The 18,981-nt window shown below is 62.4% G+C and carries 16 protein-coding genes and 1 pseudogene; 10 read left to right on the top strand and 7 right to left on the bottom strand.

Annotated features, from left to right (window positions below):
* Positions 1 to 102: 102 nt before the first annotated feature.
* From xylF to ABIN98_RS21385, 8 genes and pseudogenes are all read left to right on the top strand, one after another.
* Entirely contained in the window at positions 103 to 1,134 is a 1,032-nt protein-coding gene (gene xylF, locus ABIN98_RS21420; protein WP_346912951.1) for a D-xylose ABC transporter substrate-binding protein, read from the top strand.
* Positions 1,135 to 1,262: 128 nt separating this feature from the next.
* Complete coding sequence (locus ABIN98_RS21415; protein ID WP_346912949.1) at positions 1,263 to 2,558, top strand: sugar ABC transporter permease; 1,296 nt, start codon at positions 1,263 to 1,265, stop codon at positions 2,556 to 2,558.
* Between the two features lie 26 nt (positions 2,559 to 2,584).
* Entirely contained in the window at positions 2,585 to 3,352 is a 768-nt protein-coding gene (locus ABIN98_RS21410; protein ID WP_346913320.1) for an ATP-binding cassette domain-containing protein, read from the top strand.
* A gap of 110 nt (positions 3,353 to 3,462) precedes the next feature.
* A complete protein-coding gene (xylB, locus tag ABIN98_RS21405) occupies positions 3,463 to 4,914 on the top strand; it encodes a xylulokinase (RefSeq protein ID WP_346912947.1) in 1,452 nt (483 codons plus the stop codon).
* 14 nt (positions 4,915 to 4,928) lie between these two features.
* Positions 4,929 to 6,248: a xylose isomerase gene (gene xylA, locus ABIN98_RS21400; protein WP_346912945.1), complete on the top strand. Its 1,320-nt coding sequence runs from the start codon at positions 4,929 to 4,931 to the stop codon at positions 6,246 to 6,248.
* A 165-nt stretch (positions 6,249 to 6,413) separates the two neighbouring features.
* A complete protein-coding gene (gene otsB, locus ABIN98_RS21395) occupies positions 6,414 to 7,151 on the top strand; it encodes a trehalose-phosphatase (protein WP_346912943.1) in 738 nt (245 codons plus the stop codon).
* 3 nt (positions 7,152 to 7,154) lie between these two features.
* A complete protein-coding gene (locus ABIN98_RS21390; protein ID WP_346912941.1) occupies positions 7,155 to 8,963 on the top strand; it encodes a glycoside hydrolase family 15 protein in 1,809 nt (602 codons plus the stop codon).
* Positions 8,964 to 9,006: 43 nt separating this feature from the next.
* Positions 9,007 to 10,394, top strand: a pseudogene (locus ABIN98_RS21385) (trehalose-6-phosphate synthase).
* Between the two features lie 24 nt (positions 10,395 to 10,418).
* Here the strand turns inward: ABIN98_RS21385 and ABIN98_RS21380 are convergent.
* A complete protein-coding gene (locus ABIN98_RS21380; RefSeq protein WP_346912935.1) occupies positions 10,419 to 10,928 on the bottom strand; it encodes an MmcB family DNA repair protein in 510 nt (169 codons plus the stop codon).
* A 252-nt stretch (positions 10,929 to 11,180) separates the two neighbouring features.
* Here ABIN98_RS21380 and ABIN98_RS21375 point away from each other — a divergent pair, with 252 nt between their 5' ends.
* Entirely contained in the window at positions 11,181 to 11,684 is a 504-nt protein-coding gene (locus ABIN98_RS21375; RefSeq protein WP_346912933.1) for a hypothetical protein, read from the top strand.
* Here the strand turns inward: ABIN98_RS21375 and ABIN98_RS21370 are convergent.
* The 6 genes from ABIN98_RS21370 to ABIN98_RS21345 form a co-directional block, all read right to left on the bottom strand.
* Complete coding sequence (locus ABIN98_RS21370; RefSeq protein WP_346912931.1) at positions 11,662 to 12,741, bottom strand: hypothetical protein; 1,080 nt, start codon at positions 12,739 to 12,741, stop codon at positions 11,662 to 11,664. The two genes, ABIN98_RS21375 and ABIN98_RS21370, sit on opposite strands and share 23 nt — an antisense overlap.
* 61 nt (positions 12,742 to 12,802) lie before the next feature.
* Positions 12,803 to 14,560 carry a sulfate permease gene (locus tag ABIN98_RS21365; protein WP_346912929.1) on the bottom strand — a complete coding sequence of 586 codons (1,758 nt, stop codon included), beginning with the start codon at positions 14,558 to 14,560 and terminating at the stop codon, positions 12,803 to 12,805.
* 81 nt (positions 14,561 to 14,641) lie between these two features.
* Positions 14,642 to 16,318: a TIGR01244 family sulfur transferase gene (locus tag ABIN98_RS21360; protein WP_346912927.1), complete on the bottom strand. Its 1,677-nt coding sequence runs from the start codon at positions 16,316 to 16,318 to the stop codon at positions 14,642 to 14,644.
* Positions 16,319 to 16,353: 35 nt separating this feature from the next.
* Positions 16,354 to 17,247, bottom strand: a complete 894-nt coding sequence (locus tag ABIN98_RS21355) for an MBL fold metallo-hydrolase (protein ID WP_346912925.1) — start codon at positions 17,245 to 17,247, stop codon at positions 16,354 to 16,356.
* Positions 17,248 to 17,316: 69 nt separating this feature from the next.
* A complete protein-coding gene (locus ABIN98_RS21350) occupies positions 17,317 to 17,760 on the bottom strand; it encodes a DUF6691 family protein (protein ID WP_346912923.1) in 444 nt (147 codons plus the stop codon).
* A gap of 4 nt (positions 17,761 to 17,764) precedes the next feature.
* Positions 17,765 to 18,193, bottom strand: coding sequence for a YeeE/YedE family protein (locus ABIN98_RS21345; protein WP_346912921.1), 429 nt, complete (start codon positions 18,191 to 18,193; stop codon positions 17,765 to 17,767).
* 237 nt (positions 18,194 to 18,430) lie between these two features.
* Here ABIN98_RS21345 and ABIN98_RS21340 point away from each other — a divergent pair, with 237 nt between their 5' ends.
* Positions 18,431 to 18,952, top strand: coding sequence for a hypothetical protein (locus tag ABIN98_RS21340; protein WP_346912919.1), 522 nt, complete (start codon positions 18,431 to 18,433; stop codon positions 18,950 to 18,952).
* Positions 18,953 to 18,981: the final 29 nt, after the last annotated feature.

The following is an 18,981-nucleotide window of genomic DNA, read 5'->3' as shown; positions in this document are numbered from 1 at the left end:
ACGTCGCCCGCGTTTCCGCCTCAGGCGGGAACCTCGCTTTATGGGATGTGAAGCGGCATGACCGGACAAATCCAGGTTGTGCCCGACGGAGGAAACACCGCGATGCGTAAGATAAACATTCTTTTGGTTGGCGCACTTCTGTCCGCCACGGCAATCTCTGCTGCGCAGGCTGCCGATATCGTTGTCGGCGTGAGCTGGTCGAACTTCCAGGAAGAACGCTGGAAGACCGACGAAGCCGCCATCAAGGGCGCTCTTGAAGCCGCCGGCGCCAAGTACATTTCCGCTGATGCGCAGTCGTCGTCTGCCAAGCAGCTTTCGGATGTCGAGGCGCTGATTGCCCAGGGCGCCAACGCTCTGATCATTCTCGCTCAGGATTCGCAGGCGATCGGCCCGGCCGTGCAGGCTGCCGCCGACGAAGGCATTCCGGTGGTCGGCTACGACCGCCTGATCGAGGATCCGCGCGCCTTCTACCTGACCTTCGACAACGTCGAAGTCGGACGGATGCAGGCCCGCGCGGTCTTCGCGGCCGCGCCGGAAGGCAACTACGTCATGATCAAGGGGTCTCCGACCGATCCGAACGCCGACTTCCTGCGCGGCGGTCAGCAGGAAATCCTGCAGGCGGCCATCGACGGCGGCAAGATCAAGATCGTGGGCGAAGCCTATACCGACGGCTGGCTGCCGGCGAATGCTCAGCGCAACATGGAGCAGATCCTGACCGCCAACGACAACAAGGTCGACGCGGTTGTCGCCTCCAATGACGGCACCGCTGGCGGTGTTGTCGCAGCTCTCACCGCGCAGGGCATGGAAGGCATTCCGGTTTCCGGCCAGGACGGCGATCATGCCGCCCTGAACCGCGTTGCCAAGGGCACCCAGACCGTTTCCGTGTGGAAGGATGCCCGTGAACTCGGCAAGGCTGCCGGCGAAATTGCCGTGGAACTGGCCGGTGGCAAGAGCCTTTCCGAAGTCAGCGACGCGGGCGCCTGGACCTCTCCGGCCGGGACCGAGTTGACGGCGCGCTTCCTGAAGCCGGTGCCGGTCACCAAGGACAACCTCAATGTCGTGGTCGATGCCGGCTGGATCAGCAAGGACGCGCTCTGCCAGGGCGTGACCAACGGTCCGGCTCCCTGCAACTGATAGCACCAAACAATCCGCGGTCCCGGTTTTGCGCCGGGGCCGCGGACGTGGTTTGATCGTATTACGCGCGCCGGCGGGGATGGACGCCCCGGCGAACAAGCGTCTGGTCTCCAAGTGGGAGGAAACCGATGTCCGATACCGCCGTGTCCGGGCCCAAGGCCCCGGCAGCACGCAGCTTCTTTTCCGCGCTTCAGCTCGATACGCGCCTTTTGGGGATGATCGGCGCCTTCGTCGTGTTGTGCCTGGTGTTCAATTTCTTCACCGATGGCCGTTTCCTGACGCCCCGGAACATCTTCAACCTGTCCATCCAGACCGTCTCGGTCGCGATCATGGCGACCGGCATGGTGTTCGTCATCGTCACCCGCAACATCGACCTGTCGGTCGGCTCGTTGCTGGCCACCTGTTCGGCGATGATGGCGATGACGCAGACGGTGTTGACACCGGAATGGCTGGGCCTGGGGCTCAATCATCCGGGCACCGCACCGATCGCGATGGGGGTCGGACTGGCGACGGGCCTGGTGATAGGCGTCTTCAACGGCTGGCTGATCGGCTATCTCGGTATTCCGGCCTTCATCGTCACCCTTGGGGGGCTCCTGGTCTGGCGCAACGTCGCCTGGTACGTGACCAATGGCCAGACGATCGGTCCGCTTGATGAAAACTTCCAGCTGTTCGGGGGGATCAACGGAACCCTTGGCGCTACGGCAAGCTGGGTCGTCGGCGGTCTTGCGGTCCTGGCGGCCTTCTACGTGCTCTGGCAGTCGAGACGCGCCAAGATCAAGCACGAATTCCCGGTCAAGCCGGTCTGGGCCGAATTCGTGATCGGGGCCATTATCACGGTGGCGATTCTCGGATTCGTGGCCATCCTGAATTCCTATGAAATTCCGGGCCCCCGCCTGGAGCGGATGTTCGAGGCGAATGGTGAGGTCATGCCCGCCGGCTTTACGGCCAGCTACGGCCTGCCGGTATCGGTCCTGCTGCTGATCGCGGTCGCCGTTGTCATGACGCTGATCGCGCAGCGGACCCGGCTGGGCCGGTATATCTTCGCCACCGGGGGCAATCCGGATGCGGCCGAGCTGTCCGGCATCAACACCCGCCTTCTGACCGTCAAGGTATTCGCTATCATGGGCGTTCTGTGTGCGATATCGGCGATCGTCGCCTCCTCGCGTCAGACGTTTCATTCCAACGATATCGGCACGCTGGATGAATTGCGCGTGATTGCCGCCGCGGTCATCGGCGGAACGGCTCTTTCCGGCGGCATCGGCACGATCTATGGCGCCATTCTGGGTGCCCTGATCATGCAGTCGCTGCAGTCGGGCATGGCCATGGTCGGTGTCGATGCTCCGCTGCAGAATATCGTGGTCGGCATCGTTCTGGTCGTCGCCGTTCTCGTCGACATCCTCTACCGCAAGCGCACGGGAGACTGATCGAAATGGCAACTCCCCTTGTCGAAATGAAGGAAATCAGCATCGCCTTCGGCGGTGTGCATGCGGTCGATCACGCCTCGGTGGACCTCTATCCGGGCGAAGTGGTCGGGCTTCTCGGCCACAACGGTGCCGGCAAGTCCACGCTGATCAAGTGCCTCTCCGGCGCCTATCGCGCCGACAGCGGCGAGATCCGCATCAACGGTGAAAAGGTCAGCATCCACAGCCCGCGCGATGCCCGCAAATACAACATCGAGACCATCTACCAGACTCTCGCTCTGGCCGACAATCTCGATGCGGCGTCCAACCTGTTCCTCGGGCGCGAGCTGGTCACGCCGCTCGGTTTTGTCGACGACGATGCCATGGAAGCGGAAACCCGCAAGATCATGGGTCGGCTCAATCCGAACTTCAGGAAGTTCAAGGCGCCGGTCAAGGCGCTGTCGGGCGGCCAACGCCAGTCGGTCGCCATCGCCAGGGCGGTCTATTTCAATGCCCGTATCCTGATCATGGACGAACCGACGGCGGCCCTCGGCGTGCAGGAAACGGCCATGGTGACGGAACTGATCCACGAACTGAAAAAGCAGGGCCTGGGCATCTTCCTGATCGACCACGACATTCACTCGGTGATGAAGACCTGCGACCGCGCCGCCGTCATGAAAAACGGCAAGGTGGTCGGAACCGCTAAGGTCGATCAGGTAACCGAAGACGATCTTCTGGGAATGATCATTCTCGGGAAATGTCCCCCGGGTGCGATCCCGGGCCCGGGCGCGATCAATCCGGAGATTGCCGCAGCTTGAACCTCCGTCGCCGCGGCACCCGAAAAGGGCTGTCGGCGACAATCCTCTCCATCGCGCCGGCTGTTCGGCTGGCGCGATTATCTTTTGCCTGTATTTGAGGTGCGCTCCTCATGTTTGTCGGTCTCGACATTGGAACAAGTTCGGTAAAGGCCGTTCTCCTGGATGAAAACCAGTCGTATGTCGGTTCGGCCTCGTCCGGCCTGACGGTGGAACGGCCCCATCCCTCCTGGTCCGAGCAGGATCCGGACAGCTGGTGGACGGCCTGTGAAGCGGTGATGGACGAGCTGGCCACCCGGTTTCCGGCCGAGATGGCCGCGGTCCGCGGCATCGGCCTGTCCGGCCATATGCACGGCGCCACGCTGCTCGGTGCCGACGACAAGCCGCTTCGCCCCTGCATCCTGTGGAACGACGGCCGGTCGGCGAAGCAATGCGAGGAGCTGGAACGGGCCGAGCCGAAGTTCCTGACCCTCGGCGGCAACCGGGTCATGCCGGGCTTCACCGCTCCCAAGCTGCAGTGGGTGCGCGAGAACGAGCCGGACGTCTTCGCCAGGGTGGCAAAGGTATTGCTGCCGAAGGATTACGTCCGGCTGAAGCTGACCGGTGATCATGTCGGTGACATGTCAGACAGTGCCGGCACGCTCTGGCTCGATGTGGCGGCTCGCGACTGGTCCGATGATCTACTGGCCGCGACCGGTCTGACGCGGGGCCACATGCCGCGGCTGGTCGAGGGGTCTGAAAGCTCCGGGCAATTGCGCAAGGACCTCTGCGACCGCTGGGGCATAACCTCGGCCCCGGTCGTGGCCGGCGGTGGCGGCGACAATGCTGCGTCCGCCTGCGGTGTCGGCGCGGTCGAGCCGGGTTCCGCTTTCGTCTCGCTTGGAACGTCCGGCGTCCTGTTCGTCACCAATGACCGCTTCTCCCCCAATGTGGAAAGCGCCGTCCATGCCTTCTGCCACGCCGTGCCCGATACCTGGCATCAGATGGGCGTGATCCTCTCGGCCACCGACAGCCTCAATTGGCTGGCCCGGACGCTTGGCACGGAGCCCGGAAACCTGACCGGGGCGCTGGGCGCCGTCGCGGGCCCGTCCGACGTCATGTTCCTTCCCTATCTCGGCGGCGAACGCACGCCCCACAACGACGTCAAGATCCGGGCAGGCTTTGCCGGGATCGGACACGAGACCGATCAAAGGGCACTGACCCATGCGGTTCTCGACGGCGTCGCCTTCGCTCTGAAGGATTGCATGAAGGCCCTGAGTGCGGCCGGCACAAAGGTCAGCCGCGTCACCGCGGTCGGCGGCGGCTCGCGCTCGACCGAATGGCTGGAAATCATCGCCACCCTGCTCGACGTGATCATCGACGTACCCGCCGACGGCGATTTCGGCGCGTCCCTTGGTGCGGCCCGTCTCGGTCAGGCGGCAGCGGAAGGCCAGACAAGCGGCGTGTTCACGCCACCGCCCATGCGCATGCAGATCGAACCCCGGCACGACCTTCAGGACGATTACCGCCACGCCTACGAGCGTTGGCGGTCCCTCTATCCGGCCCTGAAACAGGCCGGCTTTTAAGGAGTAAAACCAAAATGAGCACCGGATTTTTCGGCGATCTCGAGCCGATCCGCTACACCGGCCCCGAAAGCACCGACCCGCTCGGCTACCGTTTCTACAACAAGGACGAAGTGGTTCTCGGCAAGCGCATGGAAGACCATCTGCGCCTGGCCGTGTGCTACTGGCACAGCTTCTGCTGGCCGGGCACCGATCCCTTCGGCGGCGATACCTTCCAGCGCGCCTGGATGGCGGCGGACGGAGATCCGATGGCGCAGGCACGCCTGAAGGCGGATGTCGCCTTCGAGATGTTCGAGATCCTCGGCATGCCGTTCTTCACCTTCCACGACCGCGACATTGCACCGGAAGGCGCGACGCTTGCCGAAAGCAACGCCAATGTGAACGCGATTGCCGACATCTTCGAAGACAAGATGGCGGCCTCCGGCATGAAGCTGTTGTGGGGCACGGCCAACCTCTTCTCCAACCGGCGCTTCATGGGCGGTGCCGCCACCAATCCGGACCCGGACGTCTTCGCCTATGCCGCCGCCCAGGTGAAGAACGTCATGGATGCCACCCACCGGCTGAAAGGCGAGAACTATGTGCTGTGGGGCGGCCGCGAGGGCTATGAGACCCTGCTCAACACCGACCTGTCCCGCGAGTTGGACCAGCTTGGCCGCTTCCTGTCCATGGTGGTCGACTACAAGCACAAGATCGGCTTTACCGGCACGATCCTGATCGAGCCCAAGCCGCAGGAGCCGACCAAACACCAGTACGACTTTGACGTCGCCACGGTCTTCGGGTTCCTGAAGAAATACGGCCTGGAGAACGAAGTGAAGGTCAACATCGAGCAGGGTCACGCGATCCTGGCCGGCCATTCCTTCGAGCACGAACTTGCGCTCGCCAGCGCGCTGGGCATCTTCGGTTCCGTCGACATGAACCGGAACGACTACCAGTCCGGCTGGGACACGGACCAGTTCGCCATGAACGTTCCCGAACTTGCGCTCGCCTATTACGAAATCCTGAAGGCGGGCGGGTTTACCACCGGCGGCACCAATTTCGACGCCAAGCTGCGCCGCCAGTCGATCGATCCGGTCGATCTGATCCAGGCCCATGTGGGCTCGGCGGATGCGATTGCTAGGGGCCTGAAGGCGGCTACCCGGATGCTGGAAGACGGACGGTTGAAGGCCCATGTCGAGGACCGCTACGCCGGCTGGAACAAGCCGGAAAACGCCGCGATCCTGAAGGGTGAAAGCTCGTTGGAAGCGCTGGCGGCCAGGGTTCACGATGGCAATCTGGACCCGCAGCCGAAGTCCGGCCGCCAGGAATATCTGGAAAGCCTGGTCAACCTTTATCTGTGAAAATCCGCCGTGCGCACATGACCCGGTGCGCACGGCTTTTACAGGCCCCGATTACCGCCCCGATGCCACCACGCACCCTGGACTGCCACAAGTTTGTGCCCGGTTTGCGTCGAAAAGCAGCAGCATAACCTTTTCATAGCCATGCATATTTCCTAAGAAAGGGGCATGAAGGATTTGCCGCCGATCGGGCCGAGTGAGGCTCTTTTTCTCGATTTCGACGGGACACTGGTGGATTTGGCGCCGCGTCCGGAAGATGTCCGGGTGTCGGATGATCTGATCGCCGCGCTCTCCCGCCTGCAGGACCGTCTCAACGGAGCCCTGGCTGTTGTCTCCGGCCGGCCGATCTCCCAGATCGACGCCTTTCTTGCGCCTTTGCACCTGCCTGCCGCCGGGCTTCACGGGCTGGAACACCGCCACACGGTCGATGCCGATATCGAGCGGACGAAACCCGGTCCGGAAATCCGGGCTCTGAAAGGCGTGGTCCGCAACTCCGGCCTTTTGGAAAAGGGCGTCTACCTGGAAGACAAGGGCGCCACGCTCGCCCTCCACTACCGGTCCGTACCGGCCATGGAAGAGGCGGTGGTCAGGCTCGTGAGCGAAGCCCTCGAGGCGTTACCTGCTCTTCACATCATTCGGGGCAAGATGGTGGTTGAAGCCAAACCCTTCGCCAGCGACAAGGGCAGTGCAGTCCGGTCGTTTCTCGAACACGCGCCGTTCAAGGGCCGTAAACCGGTCTTCATTGGGGACGACGTAACCGATGAAGACGGCATAGCGGCCGCCCAGGACGCCGGCGGGATCGGCATCAAGGTAGGTGAAGGCGAAACCTGCGCGCAGTTCCGGCTCAATGATGTGGCGGCCGTGCATGACTGGCTTGCAGGAAAAATTACAGTTTCGGAGGCCTGATTGATGGTTTGGACACCGCCTGTAAAACTCCCTCCCTCGCTCGATCTGGCGATGATCGGCAACTGCTCCTTTGCCGGGCTGATCGACAGGATGGGCTCGGTGGTCTGGTGCTGCCTGCCGCGCTTCGACGGCGATCCGGTGTTTCACAGTCTGCTCGGTACGCGCGGAGAAGTCGGCGACGGCGAATTCACCATCGAGCTGAACGGCGCGGTCCGCTCCGAACAGGAATATGTGCCCAACACAGCGATCGTGAAGACGCGCCTGTTCGACGGACAGGGCAATGCCATCGAAATCACCGATTTCGCGCCGCGCTTCACCCGCAAGGGCCGCACGTTCCGGCCGAACAGCATCGTCCGCCGCGTCCGTCCGCTGTCCGGCCATCCGCGCATCAAGGTCTGCTGCCGGCCGCGGTTTGCCTGGGGCAAGCGCGTCCCGGACATGACCTTCGGGTCCAATCACATCCGCTGGGTCGGCGATGGCACCACCTTGCGGATGACCACCAATGCCTCTGTTACGTATGTCCGTGAGGAAACGCCGTTCCTGGTCGACGGCCCGTTGTCGTTCTATCTCGGCCCTGACGAATCGCTGACGGAACATCCGGAATGGCTGTGCCGGGATTTCGAGGAAAACACGGAACGGTACTGGACCCGCTGGACCCGCCGTCTCGGGCTGCCGCTGGAATACCAGGAAGCGGTCATCAGGGCCGCGATCACGCTGAAACTCTGCACCTACGAAGAAACCGGCGCGATCATCGCCGCGGCGACCACCTCCATTCCCGAAGCGGACAAGACCGAACGCAACTGGGACTACCGCTACTGCTGGCTGCGCGACGCCTTTTTCGTGATCCGGGCGCTGAATTCCCTCTCCGAAATGGAGACGATGGAAAACTACCTGCGCTATCTGAACAACATCGCCGCGGTCACCAACGGCGGCCACGTCCAGCCGCTGTTCGGCATCGGCCTTGAGGAAAAGCTGGTCGAGGAATTCGTCGATCTTCCGGGCTACCGCGGCAACGGCCCGGTGCGGGTCGGCAATCAGGCCTACGAGCATTTCCAGCATGATGTCTACGGCAACATCGTGCTCGGCGCGGCTCAGGCCTATTTCGACAAGCGTCTGCTGCACCAGCCGGGCCTGGAGGATTTCCGGCGCCTGGAACAGGTGGGCGAGCGTGCCTTTGCCATGTACGACCAGCCGGATGCCGGCATGTGGGAGCTACGCACCCGCGCGAGGGTGCACACGTCCTCGGCGCTCATGTGCTGGGCGGCCTGCGACCGTCTCGCCAAGATCGCCCACCGTTTCGGGCTTGAAGAACGCACGGCCTATTGGCGGGACCGCGCGCAAATCATTCACCGGGCCATCTGCGAACGCGGCTGGAACCAGGAGCGCGGCGCCTTCGTTGAGAGCTTCGAAGGCTCCGATCTCGATGCGGGGCTCCTGCTGATGGCGGAAGTCGGCTTTCTTCCCGCCAATGATCCGAGGTTCATCGCGACCGTCGACAAGATCGGCGCGCACCTGCGCCATGGCAATCACCTGTTCCGCTATCATGCGGCCGACGATTTCGGCGCACCGGAAAATGCCTTCAACATCTGCACCTTCTGGTACATCGACGCGCTTGCGCGGATCGGCCGCAAGGACGAGGCGCGCGAAATCTACGAGACTATGCTCTCCTGCCGGAACCATGTCGGACTGTTGTCGGAGGACACGACACCTGCGACAGGCGAATTGTGGGGCAACTTCCCGCAGACCTATTCGATGGTCGGCATCATCAACGGCGCCGTGCGTTTGAGCGCCGGGTGGGAAAGCGTCACCTGAACCGCCTTCCCGGCGAAGCGAAACAGACAAACTGGAGGACCAAATGGGACGGCTCGTCGTCGTATCGAATCGCGTGGGACCGCTGAAGGATACAGGACGGGCAGGCGGACTGGCTGTGGCGCTCGTCGATGCCCTGACCAAAACCGGCGGCATCTGGTTCGGCTGGAGCGGCGACGTTTCCGAAGAAGGCACCTTCGGCCAGTTGAAGACGCAGAAGTCGAAATCGGTTCAGATGGTGCAGGTCGACATGACCCAGGCCGATTACGATGACTTCTATGCGGGCTACGCCAACCGGACCCTGTGGCCGGTCCTGCATTACCGGCTGGATCTGGCGGTGTTCGACAGGCGCTTCGAACAGGGCTACCGCCATGTCAACGACCGGTTCGCGACGCGGCTACGCCCGATGGTCAAGCCGGACGACGTCATCTGGGTCCACGATTACCATTTCCTCACCATGGCCTCCAATCTCAGGGCGATGGAGGTGACCAATCCGATCGCGTTTTTCCTGCATATCCCGTTTCCGGCACCGGAAATCCTGGCAGCCCTTCCCAACGCCGGCTCCATCGTCCGGGCGATGCTCGCCTATGACCTGATCGGCTTCCAGACCAAACGGGATGCAAGCAATTTCCGTCGCTTCGTCCGGGAGGAGCTCGGCGGGCTCGATCTGGGCGATGGCAGGATTGAGGTCGGCGGCCATGAGGTGATCGCACGCGCCTATCCGATCGGGATCGATGCGGAAGCCTTTTCAAAATTCGCCATGTCCCCGGACGCGCGGCGCAACATGTCCAGGCTGGAAAAGCTGCTGGGCGGCCGCCAGCAGATCATCGGCGTCGACCGCATCGACTATTCCAAGGGCCTGCCGGAACGGTTCAGGGCGTTCGAGCGGCTTCTTGAGGATTATCCGGAAAACCGGGGACGCGTGTCCCTGATGCAGGTCGCGCCGCCGTCGCGCGCGGAACTCGACGCCTATATCGACATTCGCCGGGAACTGGATGAACTGTCGGGCCATGTGAACGGCAGTTCGCGGAACTCGACTGGACGCCGATCCGCTTCATGACGAAATCCTTCCCGCGCCGGGCGCTCGCCGGCATCTACCGGGCAAGCCGTGTCGGCCTGGTCACGCCCCTGCGTGACGGCATGAACCTTGTCGCCAAGGAATATGTCGCAGCCCAAAGGGCGGAAGATCCGGGCGTGCTCGTCCTGTCCCGCTTCGCGGGGGCCGCGGAGGAAATGCAGGAGGCAATGATCGTCAATCCGCATTCGGCGGAAGAGGTCGCAGCGGCCCTGCAGACCGCGATCACCATGCCCCTGGAGGAACGCCGCGACCGCTGGCAGGCCATGTTCGACCGCCTGTGCGTGAACGATGCGGTCGCCTGGGCGGGAAAGATCATGGCGGATGTGGAAACCATGAAGCGCAACGCCGCCGGCTGAGCCATCCGCCAAGAGGCTCTAAAGCTAAAGCCCCCGGTAAAACCGCTTTCCGTCCGGATCGTTCAGGTCGTGCAGCCGCTGGGCGGCATTTCGGGCAAAGCGCAGGGTGACAGCCTTTCGGGTGGCGGCGGCAACCTTGTGCTCCGGTGCCTCCCGGATGATTTCGGCGCCGAACCCGTCCGACAGGATCAGGCCGGCTTCTTCCGGGAAAATGTCGAGCGGCACGTCCGGATGGGTAGCGAAAAAGAGCCGGTCGCAATGCTGGCGGTAATCGGGCCACTTCGTATCGGCCCTGAAATCGGCGATCGACGACTTCACCTCGATGATCCAGAGTTCCTGCTTGGGACCGAGCGCGAGCAGATCGGCACGCCTTCCGGAAGCAAGGGTGACTTCCGGCAGACAGGCGTAGTCCATGATGCGCAGCAGCCGGGCTGCGCCGCGCCAGACCTTCAACGCGGTTTCCGACTGCCGCCCGTCCGTTAACGGATCGTCGAGCAGGATGCGGTTGGCGCGTGGACCGGTTTCCTCATTCATACCGGCAATGTTCCTCATTTGTTCGTTTTTGACAAGGCCGGTACCGAAAAATCCTAATGCAAGCGTTCGGATTTTCCGGGTTTTGCTAACAAATTTGGCAATTTTCCGGAGGCAGACCTATGCTGCGTGATGCAAATGTCACGGTCTTTCTCAAGAATGGGTCATTTAACCAGCTTGTGCATTGCCGAGTCCTTCGGATCGCCACTAGGTTATCCGAACTTTCATATGAGCTTTGGCGTAGGAGGCTGCTAGGTGCTCATCCGGACGGTTGTCGTCGTTTTATTGGGTGTCGGATCCGGTCTCCTGACAGGAGGCTACTCCGCCCATGCGGCCAAGGGTGATATGCAGGTTGCTGTCCAGCGATCCTCGCCGATCCTCGAAGGTCGGATTCTCGATCTGAAATTTGCCGGCTTCGCGCAGGGAATATGGACCCGGGAAGCAAGCGATTGCGATGGCCTGACCACTGTTGACAAGGGTAGACCGGGCGCGGTGATCGCGATATTCCGCAGCTTGATGGAAACCCCCGAGGAGATCTGCCAGGTCTACGGTGCCGAACAGGCAGACACGGATGCCCAGCGGGCCGCGATGAACTGCAGGCAATGGAGCGGTGCCGAAACGCTCGGTCTTGTGACCATCAGTCAACGCGGAGCGACCGGGATTTCCGTTCAGGACGGTGAGCGTCCGCCGGTTCATTACCGGTTCTGCCGGGCCATCGTACCGCTGCTGCAGCCCGTCAGTCAGCAGGCCGGCCGCTAACGGTCTCGCACGACCGGACACCCAACGCCCTGGCTATCCCTGCCATCCGCTCGTCGACCGGAAACCGGTCGCAGGTTTGCACAAGCAGGTCCCGCGCCGCAGGCAAGGCACCGCTTTCGATCAGGCATTCGACCCGGCGCAGCGGGATTTCCTTGCGCCAGCGCTTCGGCAGCGTCCGAAGCACCGGGTCGTTTTCGACCAGGTCTTCGGCCTGTCGGAACAAGGCGGCTGCGCTGGACAGGTCGCCCGATGCGGCAGCCGCTTCCGCCGCGAGCCGGATCATGCCGGGATTTTTCGTGAAACCGCTCAGGGCGATGACATCCTCCGGGCGTATCTGTTCTTCGGCTGCCAGCCGTTCCGCGAGCAGACCGTAGGCCTCCAGATCTTCCATCTCCACTGTGGCGAGCAGGCCTTTCGAGGCAAGTTCCGTTTCGGGATCGCGCGAGAAGGTGGTGATGATCCTGCGGATCAGGTTGAGGCTGTAGAGATGGTCGTGGCTTGCGTGGCAGGAGCGCAGCAGATGAAGCCGGGCGTCCGGCAGCAAGCGGGCCGCCGCTGCCGCGTTGATCGCATCGACCGGATCATAGACGCCGAAATACAAATGAACCGGACACACTGGACGCGGGGCCTGCTGAAAATCGAACAGCCCCGGATCGTCGGCGGCAATGCCGTAGTCCCGGCTCTGGCTGCCCGGATGTCCGGCCCGGAGTTCCGGCCCGAAGGCGTGGATGGCGCCGTCCTGCCGGCTGAGCCCGGTCACCAGGGCGCCGTACCCGCCCATGGACGAGCCATAGTAGACCACGTTCCGGGCGCCGGTTTTGGCAAGCGCATCGTCGATGGCAGACTGGATGCCGTTTTCCAGGCCCAGGTACCAGCTGTTCGCGGTGTCGTTCAGGAACAGGCAGGCATGCCGTGTCCGGGCGAACAGGCGCTCCAGGCCGAATTTCCCCGCTGGAACCCGGACCTGTGAAAACACGATTACGAGCGTGTCATCGTAGCCTTCGGCAAGCCGGTGCTGCAGGTGGTTTGGCAAGGCGGTGTCGGCAGGAGGCGTCATGTGCCGGACACTGGAGCGAAACCGCGTCTTCCGCAAGCATCCGGATGGCTGACGATTTTGTTTATCCCGCGGCCTTGGTTACTGTCCGGGCTTCCGAACACTGTGCGGTTTGCGGATCGAGCTCGCACAGCGCCTGATACTGGCTGAGGAAAACCTTGCCGCTCAGATGGTCCAGGAAATCCGTTTTCTGCAACCGGTCCATGACCGGACCCTTGACCTCCGACAGGTGGAAGGAGACACCGGAATCCGACAGGCGGTGATTGATTTCTTCCAGGCTTTCCAGCGCGCTGGCGTCGATCTCGTTCACCGCCGGGCACATCAGCACCACATGCTTGATGTTCGGTCGGTCGGCCACCAGCGCATAGATCTTGTCTTCCAGAAACCGGCTGTTGGCGAAGAACAGGCTTTCGTCCACGCGCAGGGTCAGGACCTTGTCGCCGGTCACGACCTTGTGCCGGTCGATATTGCGGAAATGCTCGGTTCCCGGCACCACGCCGACAATTGCCATATGCGGACGGCTGTTGCGGTAAAGGTAAAGCCCGATGGACAGGGCGACACCGGTCACGACCCCCTGCTCGACCCCGAAGAAGAGGGTGATCAGGATCGTCGCCGCCATGGCGGCAAAATCGCTCTTGGAATAGGCATAGGTGCGCTTGATCGCGCCGAAGTCGACGAGAGAGAGAACCGCGACGATGATGGTTGCCGCCAGGGTCGCCGTCGGCAGATTTGTCAGCAGCGGGGTCAGGAACAAGGTGGCGACGGCAATGCCGACCGCTGTAAAGGCACCGGCCGCAGGCGTTTCCGCGCCGGCATCGAAGTTTACCACGGAACGGGCGAAGCCGCCGGTAACCGGATAGCCTCCCGATATGGCCGAGGCGATATTGGCGGCGCCGAGGCCGATCAGTTCCTGATCCGGTTCGATGCGCTGGCGTTTCTTGGCCGCGAGCGTCTGGGCCACCGAAACCGATTCCACGAAGCCGATGACGGATATCAACAGCGCCGAACCGACCAGTTGCAGCCACAGCTCCGCATCGAACGGCGGCAGTTGCGGCACGGGCAGGCCGGAGGGGATGTCCCCGACCAGCCGAACGCCGTGATCTCCCAGGTTGAAGACAGCGGCGACAAGGGTCGTGACCGCAACCGCGGCGACCGGACCCGCCTTCGTCAGAAGATCGGCTGGAAACGGCTTGAGGCCTATGCCGAGCAGGACCTTCTTCAGGCCCTTGCGCACCCAGAACAGAAAGACGGTGCTGCCCGCGCCGATCGCCAGGGTGATCAGGTTCGTCTCGCCGATGTGCGAACCGATCGATACGAAGATGTCATAGAGCGTGCGTCCCGATGCGGATACGCCGAGAATGTGCTTGAGCTGGCTGGAGGCAATCAGCAGCCCCGAAGCGGTGATGAAACCGGAAATGACCGGGTGGCTGAGCAGATTGGCCAGGAAGCCGAGACGCAAGAAGCCAAGCGCCAAAAGCATCAGGCCGGAAATGAACGCGAGCGCGATCGCCGCGCCGAGGTACTCCGGTGTTCCGTTCTTGGCGATTTCGCCGACGGTGGCAGCCGTCAGCAGCGAGACCACGGCGACGGGCCCGACAGCAAGCGCCCGGCTGGTGCCGAAGATGGCATAGGCGACCAGCGGCAGGATCGAGGCGTAAAGCCCGACCTCCGGCGGCAGGCCGGCGAGCATTGCATAAGCCAGGGACTGGGGGATCAGCATGATCGTCACGATCACCGCGGCCACGAGATCGCTGGTTGCCGTTTCCTTGTTATAGGCGCGACCCCAGGTGAGGATCGGCAAATAGCGCTCGAGATATTTCATGGAAACCCTGCTTATACGTCTTCTTGAATAGGGTTGCGGGCCGGTTGTCCGGCCCGCAGGGAAGTTCTGAATAGGTGCGGATCAGGCGGCCGTTACTTTTTCCGGTTTGGCCATCCATTCCTTGCCGCGCAGCATCGCCTTCCAGTAGATCGGCGGCAGGATCCGTTCCTTGAGGAGCCACGCCGTATGGCTCGGCTTGGTACCGTCGATCAGCCAGCGCGGGAAACTCGGCAGCAGCGCGCCGCCGTAGCCGAATTCGGCAAGAACGATCTTGCCCTTTTCCACGGTCAGCGGGCACGAGCCGTAGCCGTCGTACTGGGCGACCGCGCTGTGACCGTCGATGTCCGAGACGATGTTTTCGGCAACCACCGGCGCCTGCTTGCGGGCGGCTGCCGCCGTTTTCGCGTTCGGTGCGTTCATCACGTCGCCGAGCGACCAGATGTTGTCGAAGGTCTTGTGGCGCAGGGTCGCCTGGTCCACATCGACCCACCCGGCGGCATCGGCCAACGGCGAGACCCTGATGAAATCCGGCGCGGTCTGCGGCGGCGTGACGTGGATCATGTCGAACTCGACTTCCACCTGACGGACGTCCTTTTCCGGCTCCTTCACCTCGAAGGTGGCCTTTTTTGCCTGGCCGTCGATGGCCACCAGATTGTGGAAGTAGTTCAGGTTGGCGTTGTAGCGCTCGATGTATTTCATCAGGGCCGGCACGTAGTCCTTCACCCCGAACAGAACGCCGCCGGCATTCATGAACTGAATGTCGATGTTGCCGATGGTGCCCGACCGGGTCCAGTGATCGGCGGACAGGTAAAGCGCCTTCTGCGGCGCCCCGGCGCATTTGATCGGCATGGGCGGCTGGGTGAACAGGGCCCGGCCCTCTTTCATGCCCTGCACCAGTTGCCAGGTGTAGGGCGCCAGGTCGTAGCGGTAGTTGGAGGTCACGCCGTTGCGGCCGAGCGTATCCACAAGCCCGTCGACCTTGTGCCAGTCGAGCTTCAGGCCCGGACAGACGACCAGTCGATCGTATTTGACCACGCGGCAACCGTCGAGGACGACCGCGTTGTCCTTGGGCTCGAAGGCCGCGACCGCGGACTTGATCCAGTGGACACCGGCGGGAATGAGCGAGGCCATGGTCTTGGCGGTTTGCGGTGCCTGGAAGATGCCGCCGCCGACCATGGTCCAGCCGGGCTGGTAATAATGGACGTCGGCCGGATCTATGATGGCAATGTTGAGACCGTGCTTGCGCGAGGCCAGGCTGGAGGCAACCGAAATCCCCGCCGCTCCGCCGCCGACAATGACCACGTCGAAACGTGCGTCTTCGGCGGTTTCGGTCGGCGTCCTGCCGCCGTTGACAATGCGCCGGACCACGCCGGCCATGTCGTAGCCGGCCTTCTTGGTGCTTGCCAGGATGTCGGCTACCGGCAGGGTGCCGGCCTGTGCCAGGGACCACAGGGTCGCCGAACGGGTTCCCGTTCGGCAATAGGCGAAGACCGGCTTTGGCAGTTCGTCGAGAGCGGCCTTGAAGGCCTTGGCATCTTCGTCCTGCACCTTGCCGGAAACGACCGGCAGGTACCGGGCTTCAAGCCCGGCCTTCTTCGCGGCCGCCTCGACTTCCTCGAAGGTTGGCTGATCCGCACCTTCTCCATCCGGCCGGTTGCAGATCACCGACCGGAAACCGAGCATCGCGATCTCGGGGATGTCCTTCGGGTCAATCTGCGGACTGACCGCGAGTTGCTCGTTAATCGCCCTGGGCTCCATGGGGGCCTCCCTTGTCCTTGTTATTGTTTGTTTTCTCAGAGCCCGTTCACGGGCACTTTCAGGAACCGCTTGCCGGATTCATCTGCCGGAGGCAGCTTGCCGGCGCGCATGTTGACCTGCAGCGACGGAATGATCAGCTTCGGCATGTCCAGTTCGGCATCGCGTTCGGTCCGGAACTTGATGAATTCCTCGCGGGTCTTGCCGCCGCCCACATGGATGTTGTGCTTCTTCTCTTCGCCGACGGTGGTTTCCCACTTGATGTCGCGGCCGTTCGGTCCGTAGTCGTGGCACATGAACAGGCGCATGTCGTCCGGCAGAGCGAGAAGCTTCTGGATGGAATCATAGAGCGTGCCGGCATCGCCTCCGGGGAAGTCCGCGCGTGCCGATCCGCCGTCCGGCATGAACAGGGTGTCGCCGACGAAGGCAGCATCGCCGATCACATGCACCATGCAGGCCGGTGTGTGGCCCGGGGTGTACATGGCGAAGGCCGTCATTTCGCCGATCTTGTAGGTGTCCCCGTCCGCGAACAGCCGGTCGAACTGACTGCCGTCGCGCTGGAATTCGGTGCCTTCGTTGAAGACCTTGCCGAACGTGTCCTGGACGACTGTGATCTTGTCGCCGATACCGAGCTTGCCGCCCAGCTTGCCCTGGATATAGGGGGCCGCCGAAAGGTGATCCGCGTGCACATGGGTTTCGATCAGCCATTCCAGCTTGAGGCCGTTTTTCTCAATGTAGGCGATGATCTCGTCGGCATGATCGTAGGTGATGCGGCCGGCGGCGTAGTCGATGTCCATAACGCTGTCGACGACCGCGCAGGCATTGCTGGCCGGATCCTTGACCACATAGCTGATCGTGTTCGTTGCCGGGTCAAAGAAGGCAGTGACGTCGGGTTTGACCGACATGTCGACCGGATAATTTGCAGTACTCATTCTGGTCTCCCTAGAGCGCTGTGAGGGCCGGTGTCCCGGCCGTTGTGGTTATAATCGGCCAGGCCGATATCAGGTAGAAGAAGGGGCTGTCTGGCGGACACGGATACCGGTGATGACACGCAAGGTGATCATTCCGGCCAGAATTGCCGCCGCCGTGAGGATCGGTGCGGAAACCCCGAGGCCCATCGCCGGGACGAGCCCGCCCGGACAAAAGCCGCTCAGGCCCCAGCCGATGCCGAAAATCGCGGAGCCGCCGACCAGCTTCATGTCGATGTCCTTGCGGGTCGGTACATGAAAGACGGCCGAAAGAACCGGGGCAGGCATCCGGAACACGAGCCGGTAACCGATGCCGGTGACGATCAGCGCGCCGCCCATGACGAAGATCAAGCTCGGATCCCAGGTGCCAAAAATATCGAAGAAGTTCAGGACCTTAGCTGGATCTGCCATACCGGACAGCAGAATGCCGACACCGAACACGAGGCCGATCGCGAATGCGGAAAGGATTTTCAACATGGGTTCAGCCTCCGATCACGTGGCGCATGACATAGACCGTGACCAGGCCCGTTGCCATGAAGGTCAGGGTGGCGACGATCGAGCGCACCGACAGGCGCGACATGCCGCAAACGCCATGGCCGCTGGTGCAGCCGGAACCGAGCGAGGCGCCGATGCCGACCAGGAAGCCGCCGATGACCAGCAAGACCGGTTCGACCGGAACCGTGATCTGCGGCATTTGCCCGGTGGCAAACAGGATCGCCAGGGGGCTGGCGATCATGCCGGCAATAAAGGCGGCCCGCCACGCCCAATCGCTCGTTCCCGGCCGCGCAAGAAGGCCGGCGGCAATGCCATTGATCCCGGCAATTCGTCCGTGAAAAGCCATGAGAGCCACTGTGGCCAAACCTATGATCGCGCCGCCGATCAACGACAGCACGGGAGTGAATTCCGTCATATGAGAGCCCGTCCTTATATTCAACAATTCGAATATAGTGGTCGCGCGCCGGAAGTTTCAAGTCCGATTTTAGGGTTTGTTGAACGCTACGGTAATTTGGGAAGCGCACGGACCGGTGGCGATACAGGAATACCCTCGCAAATCGCATCGGTGCTGGCGTTCGACGGGAAAGCGGACCATGGTTATAGGGTTAAACGGATTACATGATTCATGAGACGGGGCGGGGGAAAAGACGGAATGGGTTTCCAAATGGGGAGGTTGGCCTTTTGGGCCGCGCTGGCGATATCCGCCGTGATGGTTTCGGCACCGGTGACACCGGCGCACGCGCAGGAAGATGGGACGGATATCGATCTGAAGCTGTTCGGCACCAAGGATCTGCCGTCGAATTCGACCGGATGCCATTTTGCCCTGTGGCAGGCGAACCGGGATCCGGCAACCGATAAATACGCCTATCTTTTCTACCTGCCGTTTTCCGAAGACGGAGCACCGCTCAAGGCACGGATGAAGATCGGCGACGAGTTCATCGAACTCTATGAAATCGCACAGAGCCAGGAAGACACGGTCGGCGGATTGCCGCGCCATTTTGCCTACCGTTCCGACAAGCCGAGATATCGGGTTCTGATCGAACTTCTCAAGGTGGGCGACGCCGGCTCGATGGCGCCGGTCACCGAGGCCGATATCTATGTCGTTCGCTCGAAGAAGTTTCCGTTTCTGGCAGGCGCCAAGGCGAGTACGGTTGCCCGGGCAAGGGGCCGATGAAGCTTGAAGCCCCGTCCTCTGCCGAACCT

This window comes from uncultured Roseibium sp., from assembly GCF_963675095.2.
Classification (GTDB): domain Bacteria; phylum Pseudomonadota; class Alphaproteobacteria; order Rhizobiales; family Stappiaceae; genus Roseibium.
The sequence above is the reverse complement of the archived record's forward strand: the minus strand, read 5'-3'. Positions and strand labels throughout refer to the sequence as shown.

Excerpts from the sequence above, each read along its gene's own strand:
- xylF (WP_346912951.1), top strand. The coding sequence starts at position 103 with ATGCGTAAGATAAACATTCTTTTGGTTGGCGCACTTCTGTCCGCCACG.
- ABIN98_RS21415 (WP_346912949.1), top strand. The coding sequence starts at position 1,263 with ATGTCCGATACCGCCGTGTCCGGGCCCAAGGCCCCGGCAGCACGCAGC.
- ABIN98_RS21410 (WP_346913320.1), top strand. The coding sequence starts at position 2,585 with ATGAAGGAAATCAGCATCGCCTTCGGCGGTGTGCATGCGGTCGATCAC.
- xylB (WP_346912947.1), top strand. The coding sequence starts at position 3,463 with ATGTTTGTCGGTCTCGACATTGGAACAAGTTCGGTAAAGGCCGTTCTC.
- xylA (WP_346912945.1), top strand. The coding sequence starts at position 4,929 with ATGAGCACCGGATTTTTCGGCGATCTCGAGCCGATCCGCTACACCGGC.
- otsB (WP_346912943.1), top strand. The coding sequence starts at position 6,414 with ATGAAGGATTTGCCGCCGATCGGGCCGAGTGAGGCTCTTTTTCTCGAT.
- ABIN98_RS21390 (WP_346912941.1), top strand. The coding sequence starts at position 7,155 with ATGGTTTGGACACCGCCTGTAAAACTCCCTCCCTCGCTCGATCTGGCG.
- ABIN98_RS21380 (WP_346912935.1), bottom strand. The coding sequence starts at position 10,928 with ATGAATGAGGAAACCGGTCCACGCGCCAACCGCATCCTGCTCGACGAT.
- ABIN98_RS21370 (WP_346912931.1), bottom strand. The coding sequence starts at position 12,741 with ATGACGCCTCCTGCCGACACCGCCTTGCCAAACCACCTGCAGCACCGG.
- ABIN98_RS21365 (WP_346912929.1), bottom strand. The coding sequence starts at position 14,560 with ATGAAATATCTCGAGCGCTATTTGCCGATCCTCACCTGGGGTCGCGCC.
- ABIN98_RS21360 (WP_346912927.1), bottom strand. The coding sequence starts at position 16,318 with ATGGAGCCCAGGGCGATTAACGAGCAACTCGCGGTCAGTCCGCAGATT.
- ABIN98_RS21355 (WP_346912925.1), bottom strand. The coding sequence starts at position 17,247 with ATGAGTACTGCAAATTATCCGGTCGACATGTCGGTCAAACCCGACGTC.
- ABIN98_RS21350 (WP_346912923.1), bottom strand. The coding sequence starts at position 17,760 with ATGTTGAAAATCCTTTCCGCATTCGCGATCGGCCTCGTGTTCGGTGTC.
- ABIN98_RS21345 (WP_346912921.1), bottom strand. The coding sequence starts at position 18,193 with ATGACGGAATTCACTCCCGTGCTGTCGTTGATCGGCGGCGCGATCATA.
- ABIN98_RS21340 (WP_346912919.1), top strand. The coding sequence starts at position 18,431 with ATGGGTTTCCAAATGGGGAGGTTGGCCTTTTGGGCCGCGCTGGCGATA.